Source organism: Pseudomonas brassicacearum (assembly GCF_003732265.1).
Lineage (GTDB): Bacteria > Pseudomonadota > Gammaproteobacteria > Pseudomonadales > Pseudomonadaceae > Aquipseudomonas > Aquipseudomonas brassicacearum_D.
Map to the genome: position 1 here is coordinate 1 of NZ_MOBK01000015.1, position 14,035 is coordinate 14,035.

At 60.2% G+C, this 14,035-nt stretch carries 9 protein-coding genes and 2 pseudogenes; 5 read left to right on the plus strand and 6 right to left on the minus strand.

Going from position 1 to position 14,035, the window contains the following annotated elements; genetic code table 11:
- The 3 genes and pseudogenes from BK660_RS28435 to BK660_RS28445 form a co-directional block, all read left to right on the plus strand.
- Positions 1 to 167: pseudogene (locus BK660_RS28435) on the plus strand (IS256 family transposase); the annotation flags it as partial.
- A gap of 266 nt (positions 168 to 433) precedes the next feature.
- Positions 434 to 1,840 (plus strand): DUF2252 domain-containing protein, encoded by a 1,407-nt coding sequence (locus BK660_RS28440; RefSeq protein WP_123436156.1) that lies wholly within the window; start codon positions 434 to 436, stop codon positions 1,838 to 1,840.
- Positions 1,841 to 2,093: 253 nt separating this feature from the next.
- Complete coding sequence (locus BK660_RS28445) at positions 2,094 to 3,533, plus strand: ArnT family glycosyltransferase (RefSeq protein ID WP_123436157.1); 1,440 nt, start codon at positions 2,094 to 2,096, stop codon at positions 3,531 to 3,533.
- On the opposite strand, the gene BK660_RS28450 is transcribed toward BK660_RS28445, so the two are convergent.
- Positions 3,484 to 4,347, minus strand: coding sequence for a phosphatase PAP2 family protein (locus BK660_RS28450; protein ID WP_123436158.1), 864 nt, complete (start codon positions 4,345 to 4,347; stop codon positions 3,484 to 3,486). The genes BK660_RS28445 and BK660_RS28450 overlap by 50 nt on opposite strands.
- Before the next feature lie 25 nt (positions 4,348 to 4,372).
- Positions 4,373 to 5,044 (minus strand): lipopolysaccharide core heptose(II)-phosphate phosphatase PmrG, encoded by a 672-nt coding sequence (gene pmrG, locus BK660_RS28455; RefSeq protein WP_123436159.1) that lies wholly within the window; start codon positions 5,042 to 5,044, stop codon positions 4,373 to 4,375.
- A gap of 393 nt (positions 5,045 to 5,437) precedes the next feature.
- On the opposite strand from pmrG, the pseudogene BK660_RS33740 reads away from it, so the two are divergent.
- Positions 5,438 to 6,316: pseudogene (locus BK660_RS33740) on the plus strand (methyl-accepting chemotaxis protein); the annotation flags it as partial.
- A gap of 201 nt (positions 6,317 to 6,517) precedes the next feature.
- A complete protein-coding gene (locus BK660_RS33745; RefSeq protein WP_404942962.1) occupies positions 6,518 to 7,222 on the plus strand; it encodes a methyl-accepting chemotaxis protein in 705 nt (234 codons plus the stop codon).
- 117 nt (positions 7,223 to 7,339) lie between these two features.
- Here BK660_RS33745 and BK660_RS28465 read toward each other — a convergent pair whose 3' ends face one another.
- The 4 genes from BK660_RS28465 to BK660_RS28480 all read right to left on the minus strand — a co-directional run bounded on the left by BK660_RS28465 (position 7,340) and on the right by BK660_RS28480 (position 13,990).
- The gene (locus BK660_RS28465) at positions 7,340 to 8,713 is read right to left on the minus strand and encodes a DUF1329 domain-containing protein (protein WP_123436161.1); all 1,374 of its coding nucleotides are present in this window, start codon (positions 8,711 to 8,713) and stop codon (positions 7,340 to 7,342) included.
- Positions 8,714 to 8,875: 162 nt separating this feature from the next.
- Positions 8,876 to 10,831, minus strand: coding sequence for a DUF1302 domain-containing protein (locus BK660_RS28470; RefSeq protein WP_185045235.1), 1,956 nt, complete (start codon positions 10,829 to 10,831; stop codon positions 8,876 to 8,878).
- 60 nt (positions 10,832 to 10,891) lie between these two features.
- Positions 10,892 to 12,181 carry a phospholipase gene (locus BK660_RS28475; RefSeq protein ID WP_123436163.1) on the minus strand — a complete coding sequence of 430 codons (1,290 nt, stop codon included), beginning with the start codon at positions 12,179 to 12,181 and terminating at the stop codon, positions 10,892 to 10,894.
- Positions 12,182 to 12,421: 240 nt separating this feature from the next.
- Positions 12,422 to 13,990, minus strand: coding sequence for an FGGY-family carbohydrate kinase (locus BK660_RS28480; RefSeq protein WP_123436186.1), 1,569 nt, complete (start codon positions 13,988 to 13,990; stop codon positions 12,422 to 12,424).
- Between the last annotated feature and the right edge of the window lie 45 nt (positions 13,991 to 14,035).

The following is a 14,035-nucleotide window of genomic DNA, read 5'->3' on the forward strand; positions in this document are numbered from 1 at the left end:
TCAAGACCCGAGGTCACTTCCCGACTGACGATGCGGCGACAAAACTGATCTGGCTTGGACTGCGCAATATCACAGCAAACTGGGGCTCCGCGGCCCATGACTGGAAAAGTGCGATGAATCAATTCGCGATTCTGTACGGAGATCGATTTATCAGGCCGACCTGGTAAAAGCATGGCTGCCTAACGGCAGGCCGTTAACGGCCCGCACACAAAATATCTGACAGTCCCGCGATTGAAAGTAAGGCGCCTGACCCTCGCAGGCGCCTTACAAAATGTCCCTTATACGTAACATCGAGAGGTAGATGTTGCGTATACGACACACAAAAATCGCTCACTTCCAAAACCACGCCCACCGAACCCTACGCATAACCACCCAAACCCCTTCTACACTCACCTCGATCCCACCCCATGACACCGACCCAAAAAGAGCCCCCATGACCACCCTCGAGAACCGCTTGAAGCAAGGCAAGGCTGCTCGCAAAAACTGCTCGCGCAGAGCTCAAGCGTCCATGGGAAAAGTCACCCGTGACCCACTGCCGCTAATCAAGCGATCCAGCGAAGGTCGAATCAAATCACTGGTCGAATTGCGATATGGCCGCATGCTCGTGTCGCCGTTCACCTTCTATCGCGGCAACGCCTTGCTGCAGGCTCACGACCTGGCCACCACCCCCAACATGGGCCTGGTCTCGACGATCTGCGGCGATTGCCATCTGATGAATTTCGGTGGTTTTGCCACGCCCGAGCGCAATCTGTTGTTCAGCGTGAATGATTTCGACGAGGTCCACCCCGGTCCGTGGGAATGGGACCTGAAACGTCTGGTGGCAAGTTTCATGGTGGCAGCTCGTGACCTGCGCCACGGTGAAACAGTGGAGGAAGACGTCTGCTTCCAGGTGGTCCGCGCCTATCAGGACACCATGCTGGAATGTGCCCAACAAAGCTCGCTGGAGAACTGGTACGAGTCCATCAGTTACGATGATTTGCTCAAGCAGGCGAGCAAAAGCACGCTGGAGCATGTGGAGCGCGCCATCGAAAAGGCCGAGCGGCGGACGCATGCTGAGCTGCTGCCAAAGATCAGCGAGCGTGACGCGAAAGGTCATTTGGTGATTCGCGATGACCTGCCGGAAATTTTCCACCTGCATAAAGACACCACGCTGCTGGATGCCGACGATGACTGGCTGCGCCTCTCGGACTGGCGCCCGCTGTACAAAACATTCATGAGCGAATACCGGGCCACGCTGCAAGCCGACCGTCGTGAGTTGCTGTCACGGTTTCACGTTCACGACATGGCCTTCAAAGTCGTGGGTGTGGGCAGTGTCGGCACCCGCTGCCTGGTGGCGTTGCTGACGGATGAACAGGAGTTCCCGTTGTTCCTGCAATTCAAGGAAGCGCGGCTTTCGGTGCTGGCTGATTACGTGAAGGTCAAATCCCGTGTCCGGCATGAGGGTCAGCGCGTGGTCGATGGTCAGCGCTTGATGCAGTCGGCCAGTGACCTGTTCCTTGGCTGGGCCAGCGGGCCCAGCGGTCGACACTTTTATGTACGCCAGTTGCGCGACATGAAGATTTCAGCGGAACTGGAAAACTTCGATGCCGAAGCCTTTGCGGCCTATGGGCGCCTGTGTGGCCGCGCCCTCGCCCGCGCGCATGCCAAATCATCCGGGCACGCTTCGCAGATCAGCGGCTACATTGGCAAGAGTGATGCGCTGGCAGAAGCGCTGGTCAAGTATGCAAAAAGCTACACCGACCAGAATGACCGCGACTATGAACGATTCCAGCAAGCCTGCCGCAAGGGCCAGTTGCGTGCGCGTTCAGAGGCGGACTTTGCGGCGGATCACTTGCCGTAGACGCACTGGCGCGAGGACGTTCATCTACATGAACTTTTCTTCACCCCATCGCGCCTCAGCAATCGGTACATTGCCCTCGCTCATTCAAGAAACTACGGTTTGCCCGCCCTCCCGCGGGCTTTTTTTTGCCTGCAAGAAAGGGCGCTATTGGGTCGGGTTTTCTATAACTCGATAACTACGTGCCGTTCACATTTCGTTCAGCTCTCATTTCCTATGATCGGCCTCTCAGCTCCCTGTCCGGTCTTCGACGTCCATGTCCCGCCCTGCCGCTTCACTGTTTCTGCTTGCCGCTTTGCTGTTCTTCTTCGCGCTGGGCAATTACCAACTGCAAGGTTCCACCGAGGCTCGGGTGGCCGGGATCGCCATGGCAATGCACCTGGATAACGACTGGGTGACCCCCCGTTTGTTTGGCGAACCGTTTCTTGAAAAACCGCCATTAAGTTTATGGCTCGATGCCGCAGCGATCCGCGTGTTCGGCGGCACACCGTGGGCCGTGCGACTGGCGTCAGCCTTCGCCGGGTTGTTCAGCGTGATGATTCTTTACGCGATGCTGCGTCGATTCGACCGCCCCAAGGACATCGCGTGGACGGCGGGCATCCTGCTCGCCACCATGGCCAGTTACTGGAGCAACGTGCGTGGCGTCGGCGAAGACGCCTTGCTGGCGTTGGGCGTGAGCATGGCGTTGCTCGCGTTCTTTCAAGGGCAACAAAAGTCGACGCTCGGCAACGCCATGCTGTTTGCTTCAGGGATTGCTATCGCGACCTTGAGCAAAGGCGTGCTGGGCCTGGCCATGCCGGGGGTGGTGATCTTCGCGTACCTGTTGGCCGACACGCTGATCGACAAACGCCTGAACCTGGCGGCCTGGCTGCGCCCCGGACTGTTGACGCTGCTGGGGTTGGTGCCTTTGCTGATCTGGCTCGCCCTGCTTTATCAGCGCAGTGGAGCGCAGGCGGTGACGGATGTGCTGCTGACCAACAGTGTCGGACGCTTCAGCGGCTCGTTCGTCGAGGCCGGGCATTACGAACCGTTCTACTACTACCTGGCCAAGCTGCCGCAAGCGTTTTTGCCGTGGAACATTCTGGTGTACCTGGGGCTTTGGCACTTCCGCAAAAGTCTGGTGGCCAATCGTTACTTGCTGTTTTTCACACTGTGGCTGCTGGCGCAGTTCGCCATGCTGACGCTAGCCTCGAGCAAACGCACCGTGTACCTGATGTCGATGACACCGGCGGCAGCGGTGATTGCGGCGGAATACGCGAGTGTGCTGTACGCAAAGCTGAAGGGTCGTGAAACCGCTGCAACCCTGTTGGGGCGCATCGCACGGTATCGACGGAGTGGGGTGATCGGCGTGTTCGCCGTGGTGATTGGCGGCTACCTTGCCGCTGCGCAATGGGCGATGCCGCTGGCGGATCGCACCTTGTCCTTTGTGCCGCTGACCGCGCAGATTCAGACGATGCAAGCCAACGGACAACAGGTCGCCCTGTTCCAGGCCAATGAGCGAGTGGGTGGCGCCAGTGTGTTCTACAGCCAGCGCCTGCTCAAAGGCCTGGACACTGATGCGCAACTGCATGAGTTTCTCGCGGCATCAGCGTCCAACGTCGCGGTCATGTCCGGTGATACCGAACCGGCCGCGCCGTTGAAGGTGCTCAAGACAATGAAGGTGGGGCGACAGGCTTACTACTTTGTGAGCCTGTAGCCACATCAACCCTGGAGCGTTCGGCCTTTTGCAGCACCGGTACATCCAGCCGGGCCCGGCCATAAAACGCCAGGGCTGTCAGCAGGCACGCCAGCCAGACGAAGATCCCGGCCCAGAAGGTGTGGGACATGTAATGCCAGCCTTGCAGAACCCGCGTGGTGCCGTAGACGAAACCCAGCACCAACGAGAACCACAACACCGCTTTGGAAAAACGCCATTGGTAACGGCGCGCAACGAAGTACAGCGCGAGCATGGTGAAACCGCCCGACGCATGCCCACCCGGCCAGCAGCGACCGTCGCCGGCTTCGCGGAACAGCTGGAAGTTGTTGTACCACTCCATGTGAGCAATCTTGCCGCCGTAGAGGGTCGTTTCAATCGGGCAGTACACGCTGGTGTGCGCCTTGAGGAAATGGATCACGCCGGTGCACACGGAAAACGCGACCACCACAAAGATGAAGTCACGGCGATGGTCGTAGGTAAACCGCAGCACGGGGGCTGCTTTGATTCGCTCGAGGAATTGACCGATACGCGGACGCTTTTGCGGGTTGACCAGTGGCCATGCAAACGAAAGAAACATGCCGATCAAGGCGATTTCAGCGGTCCAGTTCGGAATGATCCGCGCCCACTTGTGGGTGAGTTTCTCGAAGAAGTGAACCTTGTCGAGCGGGAAGGTCTGGGTGACCGGGTCAAAAAGAAGGTTGCTGAACCAGATGTCGATTTTGGTCATGTCAAACATCAGGAAAACCACGGCCGCGCAGGCTAGCGCAATACCGAAGTTCACCCAATAAAAGCGGTGGCGGGAAAAATTCAGCATTGTGTGTCCTGATCCAGAGAAAAAGTCATTCGGTGGTTACCGTGTGCCAGTCGGAGGCTTCAATGAAACCCAACATGTGTGTCGTTTGCGGTGTTGGAGCGGAGATAAACAATGAAGCGCCGTAACCCAGGGTCGAGGTCGGCAACTTGAGGTCTTTTTCAAGTTGCGCCATGCACTCGCTGTGGGTCACCAGCACCAGGTTGCGCCCCGCCACTTTGTGCGCCAGGGCATCACGCAACATAGTGCCCTTGCAACTGATTAGCCAGTCTTCGCCGACGCCTGCCTTGCTGAACATGAAATTGGCGGTCTGCGCAGTACGGACCATAGGACTGTTGTAAACGTCCGCCTTGCTCATCCCGAGGCGCTGGAACTGCTCGCCTACACTGACCGCCACGCTGCGGGAACGCTCGGTGATGCCATCATCGCCCGCCAGGCAAGGGGCCGGAGAGTGATCGCAGCGTTCGACATGGCGCACCAGCACGATCATGTCGCCCTTGGCCCAACCGTCCGTCAGTGCCTTGGCACCCGCGACATTGCCATGGGCCAGGTCCGGCACCGCGGCAGGCTGCAACAGCCAGACCGTCAACGGGATCACCAGCAGCGCCGACGCCAGCACCACCGCCGCATTGCGATAGCGGGCATAGCGGCTCAAATCGATCGAGCGTTTTATCCCGAGTAGATTCAGTCTCAATTCCACATCAAGCCGCCTCGCCGGCACGTACCGCGCTCATCAAATCCGGTGAGGGTAATGAGGCAGGCGTCGGCAGCGAGTGAAACTCATGTGAAAAAAAGCTTAAAACCACGCAAAGTCTTGTTACAGGGTACGTCCTACAAAATCCTTTCAGCTCTCGCGAATGCGGCCGATACACACCTGCGACCTACCTTGCTGGCTCCCAAAAACAACAATCTTCCAGCCAATCGACGATCAAGAAGCACAACGTTCCTGGAGGAATTGATGAATAGCTGGTTCGGCAATATCAGCGTGAACATGAAACTGGGCCTGGGATTCGGCCTGGTCCTGGCATTGACCTGCGTCCTGGCGCTGACCGGCTGGACAAGCCTGGGCAGCCTGATTGACCGCAGCAACTGGATGAGCGACATCACCCAGCTCAATGCCGGCCTGACCAAGCTGCGTGTGGTGCGCCTGCAATACATGCTGACCAACGGCGACGAAACCGCCGCGCAGAACGTACAGACCACCCTCGACGCCTTCTCGGCTCAGCAACAAGCGTTGCTGTCGAAATTCAAGAGCCCGGAAAACCTCAAGCTGCTCAAAGAGCAAGGCACCGTCATTGCGGCGTACCAGACCTCTCTGAACAAAATGCGCAGCGCCTACCGCACCGGCAACAGCGCCCGCGACACCATGGGCGCCAATGCTGAAACCGCCAGCTCGCTGATCGACGCCATCAGCACCCGAGTGCAGCAAATGCCGCTGAGCGATCAGCGCTTCGAGCAATTCCAGGCCATCACCGCCGCCAAGGAAGCGTTCATCCTGGCCCGCTATGAAGTGCGCGGCTATACCGCCACCACCAACGCTGAGACCGAACAAAAAGCCGTCGGCCAACTGGACGTGGCGATTACCAGCCTCAAACCACTCAACGCGCAGTTCGCCGAGACTCAGCAAGACGCCTTGCGTCAGCTCGAAACCGCGCTGGTCAACTACCGCAGCGCCTTGCAGTCGTTTAAAGCGGCCAACACCGATGCGGTGCAGGCGCGCAAGGAAATGACCGACCAGGGCGCCGCCATCGTGACCCTGAGCGACCAGCTGTATCAGATCCAGCTCGACCGCCGCGACGCCGAAAGCGCTCAGGCCCGCACCTTGCAAATGATCAGCACCTTGCTCGCGTTGCTGGTCGGCGTGATTGCCGCCGTGATCATCACCCGTCAAATCACCGGCCCGATTCGCGACACCCTGGCCGTGGTTGAACGCATCGCCAGCGGCGACCTGTCCCAGGATGTCAAAGTCACGCGCCGTGATGAACTCGGTGTGTTGCAACAAGGCATCGCGCGCATGGGCGTGACCCTGCGCGATCTGATCAGCGGCATCCGCGACGGCGTCACGCAAATCGCCAGCGCCGCCGAAGAACTGTCGGCCGTGACCGAACAAACCAGCGCCGGGGTGAACAGCCAGAAGATCGAAACCGATCAGGTCGCCACCGCCATGCACGAGATGACCGCCACGGTGCAGGAAGTCGCGCGCAACGCCGAAGAAGCCTCGCAAGCCGCCGCCGCGGCAGACGGCGAAGCCCGTGAAGGCGACAAAGTGGTCAACGAAGCCATCGCCCAGATCGAGCGTCTGGCCAGCGAAGTCGTGCGTTCCACCGAAGCCATGAGCGTGCTGCAACAGGAAAGCGACAAGATCGGCAGCGTCATGGATGTGATCAAGGCCGTCGCCGAACAGACCAACCTGCTGGCGCTCAACGCCGCGATTGAAGCCGCGCGCGCCGGTGAAGCCGGTCGTGGTTTTGCGGTAGTGGCCGATGAAGTGCGGGGCCTGGCCCAGCGCACACAGAAATCCACCGAAGAAATCGAAGGCCTGGTGGCCGCTCTGCAAAATGGTACGCAACAGGTGTCGGCGGTCATGAACAACAGCCGCGCCCTGACCGACAGCAGTGTCGCGCTGACGCGCAAGGCTGGTGTGTCGCTGGAAAACATCACCCGTACGGTGTCCAACATCCAGTCGATGAACCAGCAGATCGCCGCCGCTGCCGAACAGCAAAGCGCCGTGGCCGAAGAGATCAGCCGCAGCATCATCAACGTACGCGACGTGTCCGAACAGACCGCCGCCGCCAGCGACGAAACCGCCGCCTCCAGTGTTGAACTGGCGCGGTTGGGTGGGCAATTGCAGCAGATGGTCAGCCACTTCCGCGTTTGACGTTCACTGTGCGGTGAATGAAAGAACCATTCGCGAGCAAGCCCGCTCCCACATTTGATCGGCGTCGTACCACGATCAAATGTGGGAGCGGGCTTGCTCGCGAATGCGTCAGGGAAGTTACCGCGTCCCGCGTTGGCGCAAGGCCGACGGCATGAAATACGCGTCTTCCGGCACTGGTTGGGCGAAGTCCACGGTGGCCGGTTCTTCGTTGTCCAGGTTCTGCACGTAGTAACGACGCGCCTGCAAGTCATGGAAGACGTCCAGCGCACTCCAGGTGGTGGGCAGGTCGTAGAAGTTTTTCAGGTAGGCCATCGACACGCGCCACAACTCCCCTCGCCCGTCATATTGATCCACCAGTGCGGCGCCCCAGCTATCTTCGTCCATAAACAGCACACGCTTGGAATAGATATGCCGCGAGCCCGGCTTGAGCGTGCCTTCGACCACCCACACCCGATGCAGCTCATAACGGGTGAATTGCGGGTTGAGGTGACCCGGTGTGAGCAACTGCGCGTACTTCACGTCAGGGCTGCCGACTTTGTAGTTGTTGTACGGAATGTAGACCTCTTGCTTGCCCTTGAGCTTCCAGTCGTAGCGATCCGGCGAGCCGTTGAACAGGTCGGTATCATCCGCCGTGCGCAGGCCGTCGGATGAGGCGATCGGCGTGTCATACGCCAGGTTCGGCGCGCGGCGCACACGGCGTTGCCCGGCGTCGTATACCCAGGCCTGACGCGGGTCCTTGAGCTGGTCCAGAGTCTCGTGAATCAACGCCGCACCACCGGCCAGCCGGGCCGGGCTCTTCACGAACGCCAGGTAGTAAAACAGGATGTTTTTCAGGTCGGCGAACTGCCCGCCCGGACGGTAATAATTGAAGAGCCCTTCCTGCTGCGAGGTCACGAGCGCGAAGCTGCCGTTGCGCTGGACCGGCGCTTCGGAAGCACGCCGCACCACATAGATGCCACGATAACGGGTGATGTGGTTCCACAGCACTTCGATCCCGTCCTTGGGCACCGGGAACGGCACACCGCCATAGGCGTCGGCAAAACCGCTGCCACCCTCGAGCAGCTTGGCCGAGGTCGCATTCTTGAAGGTGTTGTCATACAGCCACTGCGGTGCCGAACCCGACCGGCGAGAGGGATAGACCGGCATCTGGAAGGTGTCGGGGTAGCTGTTGAACAGGGCGACCTGACCCGGACTGAGGTGGGCCTTGTACTGATCGAGGTTGGCCTTGGTGATGGTGAACAGCGGCTTGTCCGCCGCGTACGGGTCCGGGTGGTGTTGACCGGGTTTGTAGCCTGCGGGTGCCTGGGTGATGCCGCCGGCCCACGCCGGAATGGTCCCGGCGGCGTTGCCTGCACGCTCGGCGCCCAGCGGTGTCAGGGTGGTTTTCAATTGCTCGGCTTGCTGGGGCGAAATGGCGGCCAGCGTGCTGCCGGCGGCCAGGCTCAGGATCAGCGCCAGTGTGGTTTTGGTCAGGCGTGAGGTGTGAAACATCATCGTTCTCCGAAATAAATCCTGCTGCGGTCAGCAAGACACAGAAGATCCAATGTGGGAGCGGGCTTGCTCGCGAAGAGGGCGGCACATCCAGCACAGATGTCGCCTGATACACCGCCTTCGCGAGCAAGCCCGCTCCCACATTTGGTCTGCGTGTAGCACTTAAAGGAAGTACTTGAGGTTGAAGCCGACGTTGTCGCGGTCACGCAGGCCGTTGTCCTGCCCGCCGCCGTAGAACTCGGTGTATTGCAGCTCGGCCTCCAGCTTGTTCTGGTAGTTGGCCTTGATCCCCAGGGTGTAGGCCTTGCGGCCTTCGATGGTGTTGCCCGCCTGATAACTGTTGCCCTCGAAGTCGTCCTTGTAGACGACGTAAGGCGAGACGTTGACCCCGGCGTACACGTCGTTCCAGGTGCCGTTCAACATCGCGGTGTAGCTGTAGGAATTGCGGTTGACCTGGTCGGCGCGATCACCGCCGGACACATAGGAAAAGTTACCGGTACCCGCGTAGTAACGGGTGCTGCCGTCGTACGCGGTGTACTGCAAACTGCTGCCGCGCAGGTGCTCGGACGCCAGTTCGAACACGCCGAACATCGAGTCGAACGACAGGCTCGGGCCAAAGTTGTAAATGGTGCCCACTGAGGTGTTGAACGCTTCGACCCGCGTAGCGTTGTTGATCTGGCTGGCGAGCGTGACCTGCTGCCCGCCAATGTTGATGGTCTGGCCGGCCGCCGCGGCGGCAGCGCCGTTGGCCAGGTCGCCGATCAGGTCGTTGGTGGCCGCAACGCCGATAGGCAAGTTCGGCCGATAAGCCACTTCACCAAACACCGACGCCTGGCCCAGCGTAGTGTTGAAACTGAAGCCGTACATGCGGATGTCTTCGGCGTAACGGCGATGCGCCTGAATATTGCCCAGTACATCCACGGTCGCCAGGCCGTTGGCCAGTTGCCCCGCCTGACTGCCGGCGACACCGGTCAACAGGTTGGTCAGGGCATTCATGTCGATGCCCTGGTACCCACCCAGATCGGCGGAAACGGTCGGCTCCTTGGCGTGGTAATTGACCATGTACAAGCCGAACTCGGTGCTGTTGAGTTGTTCGGCGATGTAGCGGAAAGCGAAACCGAACTGACCGTCATTGCGCGCGTTGTAATCCTTGCCGACCGAGGCGACCTTGACGATATTGCCGAAGGTTGGAGTGACCCCATTGGCGTAAAGGCCGGTGGAACTCAGGGCCTGGTTGAGCGCGGGGTTGTTGCCCAGCGCGCTGTACAGACCGATCACGTTGCCGAAACCGGGTACCGGAGTGTCCAGCGCGGTATCGGTGAAGTTGTTGTAGCCGGTGTTGCCGCCGTCGGCGAACAGGTCCGTCTGCGAGTAGAACGTGCCGACCGGGTCGATGCGGGTTTCCTTCCAGTTGGTCTGGTAAAAGCTTTCCATGGTCAGGGTGTCGGTCAGGCCGATGTTGAAGCTGAGTGCCTCCACCGGCACCAGCACTTCCTTGACTTCGGCGCCGGGCAAACGGTATTTGGCCGCGTCCACCGGGTTGGTGGTGTTGATCCCGCCCCGGTAGAAAATCCCCTCGCCCCAGTTGAACACCTGGCGTCCGATACGAGCCGTGACCGGCATCTGCGCAACGTCCCAGTTGCCATAGAGATAAGCGTCGAGCATCTCCACCCGGCTGCCGGCGATATCGCGGGTCTGGCCGGTGAAGTGGTCGTCCTGCGGGTAACTCTGGCTCGGTTGCGACGGGTTGTTGTTGCGGTAGTAATCGTTGCGCTTGTCCATCAGTTGGGTGTCATAAAACGCGGTGCCGCGCATGAACATCCCGTAGTTCTGATAGTTGGCTTCCAGCTCCGAAGTGATCTTGTACACCTCGGAAACCAGCCCGGTGTCGAAGTTGCGATTGCCGTCGTTGGTGTTGATGTCGTCGTTGTTCTTGTCCCGGCCCTGGACCCGCCACAAGCGGCCATAGGACAAGGTGCTGTCGAATGAACCGGTGACCTGATTGTCCAGCACACTGAATTCTTCGGCCTGCACGCCGTCGACCGCGCACAGTTGCAGCAGCCCTGCCAGGCCGACGCCGGGGAGCGCCGCGCCAGACAGGCGAAATCGGGTTCTCATGATCTGTTCCTCTTCCCTGGTTTTATTGTTTTTAGGGTTTCTACGTCGTTGTCGCGATGGCTATGGCGCCAAACCCGCATCGACATAAATCCGGCTGTGCGCACCGAAATGCCCCAGCAGTGTGAACAGCTGTTGGTTCAGTGCCGGATGGTCGAAGTCTTCGCGCTGCACCTGGTTACCGGCGCTGAAATCGCTGGTGATCGGCGCCGTGTCCAGCCACTGCCCGATGGCTTCATCAAAGGCTGCGGATGCGTCGGCGGACTCGGCGCTCACCACGTCGCGCAGATAGTCGACTGAGTACGGTGGATAACCGGCGTCCTGTGCAGCGTCGGCATATGCGTCGAGCATCGGATGGGCCTGGCCGGCGCGCAGCACGCGACGCAGCCAGGTCGACTGATACTTCTCCACTTCCATGTGCCGCGTGGCGACCCGTTCGATAGCTGCCTTCTTGTCCGAATCGAAGCCGGCCAGCGCCTTGCTTTCCAATAGCAGCAGGCTCGCCAGTTCAACGCCGGGCAGTGGCTTGGCGTGATAAGGCTGGGTCAGGTCCTGAACGTGGTGCAGGCCCCAACCGAGAAAACGATAACCCCAGTAAGGATGGCCGCTGGCAAACGCCAGTCGCGCCAATCCCATGTATTGGTAGGCGCGCCAGTCCGGCCAGCTGCGCTGAAGAAATCCGGCCGCGGCATACACCACCGCACTTTCATGGAAGAACCCCATATGGAACGGCGCCTGGGAACTGTACTGAAACCGCGCATCGCCAAAGGGCTGCGGGCCGAAGCCGTACAACGCGCCCACCTCGCCTGGGTTATCGCTGAACAGGTTGATGTCGTGGCCGTAATCAGGTTCATCGGCGGCGCTGGCCAACACGGCCAGGGGCGCGACTTTTTCGCCGTCCGTTACGCGGATGAAACGCTGGCGATTCCACGGCGACAGGGTCTGCTCAACCATGACCTGCTCGGCCTTCAGGTGTTCTCGCTCGGGCAGGTCCTTGCCCGGCATCGGCTGGATAACCATGGCCAGATGAATCTGCGGATTGATCCGCAGCGCGGTGAGGAAGTCGTGGCGCAAATTGTCCCCAGGCACGGCGGGCAACTTCAGGTTATCGGGGCGCGGCGGGTATTGGGCGAAGTGCTCGCGAGCGAAGCGTTCCTGTTCGTCCAGCAGCGCAGAAACGGCTGGGTATTGTTGCGCGAGAAACTGCTCCAACGGCTCGACCTCGACCTGCGGGGCATCGCGCAAGGCCGGCAGATCCTGCAACGCCAGGTAGCTGCCGACCGTGTGGTTGGACCAGCCCCACGCCATCGGTGCCGTTCCACAAAGCAGCAACAGGAGGAATGTCAGCTTCATTGCTTTTGGTTCTTATTGGATGAGCAGTGGGGTTGAGCCTAACAACCGACCCTGCCCCTGACACTGTCCAATCTCACCAGAAAAGTTCTCCGATAGCGCCACGCCCAGGATGCAAGAAACGGCACGGATCAATGTGGGAGCGGGCTTGCTCGCGAAGGCGGTGTGTCAGTGAAATAAGTAGTGACTGACACACCGCATTCGCGAGCAAGCCCGCTCCCACAGGGGATCTTCGGTGTTATTTCAGGCCGGGTAACCAGTGATTTTGCGGATGCTTTGGTACAACGGCTTGAGCTGCCGATACATGCGCAGGTAAACCTCTTTGTACAGTCGCTCATAGATCTGCTGCGCCTCGGGTTGCGGCATGAACACCGCTCCCACCCGAGTCATGGCCGCAATCGCCGTGGGAAAATCCGCGTGCAAACCCAACCCCACCGCACAGCAAATCGCCGCGCCCAGACCTGACGCTTCATAGACATGCGGGCGCTCGGCCGGCAGCCCGAAAATGTTCGCCGTGAGCTGCATCGCCGCATCACTCTGGGAGCCGCCACCGGCAACGCGCAAACGCTTGACCGAGATTTTCGAACGTTTCTCGATCTTCTCCATGCCCTGGCGCAAGGCATACGCCAGCCCCTCAAGAATCGCCCGGTAAATGTGCGCGCGGGTATGCACGTCGCCGAAGCCGATCATCGCGCCCTTGGCTTCCACACCCGGCTCGCGGATACCGGGCGACCAGTAGGGTTGCAGCATCAACCCCATGGACCCCGCTGGCACCGCGTCGACCAGCGCATCGAAGAGTTGCTCGGGTTCAATGCCCTGCGCTTTGGCTTGCTGCATTTCCCGCAGGCCGAACTCATTCTTGAACCAGCTGACCATCCAATAGCCGCGATAAATCATCACCTCGCAGTTGTATTGATCCGGCACCGCGGACGGGTAAGGCGGGATCAGCGGGACGATTTCCAGGTAGCGCGACCGGGTGCTGGTGATCGTCGCGGTGGTGCCGTAGGACAGGCACACCGTGTCTGCATCGACGACGCCTGAACCGACGACTTCGCAGGCCTTGTCGGCGCCAGCAGCGATCAGCGCAATCCCCTCAGGAATACCGGTGTGGCGGCTGGCCTCGGCGCTGATGTAGCCCAGGGTTTCACCGGGTTTGAGCAGGCTCGGCAGTTGTTCGGGACGCACCGCCAGCGCCTGCCATTTCCAGTCGCTGGGCGCGGCCCATTGCAGACGTTTGAAATCGAACGGCAAGTAGCCGACGCAACAGCCCACGGAATCGACAAAGCGCCCACACAGGCGATGGGTGAGAAACCCCGAAAGCAGCAAAAACTTGTCGGTCGCCGCCCAGACATCAGGCTGGTGGCGGGCGATCCAGTTGGCCTCGGCCTGGGCGCGAAAGTAATCCACGGTGGCTTGCGCGCCGACCAGTTTGAACAGCCAGCCCCACGGCCCCTTGATCCCGCCTTCGACTTCGCTCTGGCGTTGATCAAGCCACAGAATCGCCGGGCGCAGCGGCTTGCCTTGGGCATCGACGTTGATCACCGTGCCGCGCTGGGTGGTCAGGGACACGCCGGCAATCTGTGAACGATCGATACCGGTTTGCTGCCACACCTGCTGACAAGCCTCACCCAGTTTCGCCCAGTAATACTCCGGGTCCTGCTCGGCCCAGCCGGGTTGCGTCGAATAATAGGCCTGCAACTCGACCTTGCCTTTGCCCAGCAAATTACCCTGCAGGTCGAAGAGCAACGCGCGCACGCTCTGGGTGCCATTGTCGATGGCCAGCAGGTAACGCTTGTTCGGGTGGTTATCCATGGAGCTCTCTTCAATGGGCATGGGTCGCGCACGTTCCTGAATTCT

What these genes read in the sequence shown, in the direction of transcription:
- BK660_RS28475 (WP_123436163.1), bottom strand. Translation starts at nt 12,181, where the DNA reads ATGAAGCTGACATTCCTCCTGTTGCTGCTTTGTGGAACGGCACCGATG.
- BK660_RS28470 (WP_185045235.1), bottom strand. Translation starts at nt 10,831, where the DNA reads ATGAGAACCCGATTTCGCCTGTCTGGCGCGGCGCTCCCCGGCGTCGGC.
- BK660_RS28440 (WP_123436156.1), top strand. Translation starts at nt 434, where the DNA reads ATGACCACCCTCGAGAACCGCTTGAAGCAAGGCAAGGCTGCTCGCAAA.
- BK660_RS28480 (WP_123436186.1), bottom strand. Translation starts at nt 13,990, where the DNA reads ATGGATAACCACCCGAACAAGCGTTACCTGCTGGCCATCGACAATGGC.
- BK660_RS28450 (WP_123436158.1), bottom strand. Translation starts at nt 4,347, where the DNA reads ATGCTGAATTTTTCCCGCCACCGCTTTTATTGGGTGAACTTCGGTATT.
- BK660_RS28445 (WP_123436157.1), top strand. Translation starts at nt 2,094, where the DNA reads ATGTCCCGCCCTGCCGCTTCACTGTTTCTGCTTGCCGCTTTGCTGTTC.
- BK660_RS28465 (WP_123436161.1), bottom strand. Translation starts at nt 8,713, where the DNA reads ATGTTTCACACCTCACGCCTGACCAAAACCACACTGGCGCTGATCCTG.
- BK660_RS33745 (WP_404942962.1), top strand. Translation starts at nt 6,518, where the DNA reads ATGACCGCCACGGTGCAGGAAGTCGCGCGCAACGCCGAAGAAGCCTCG.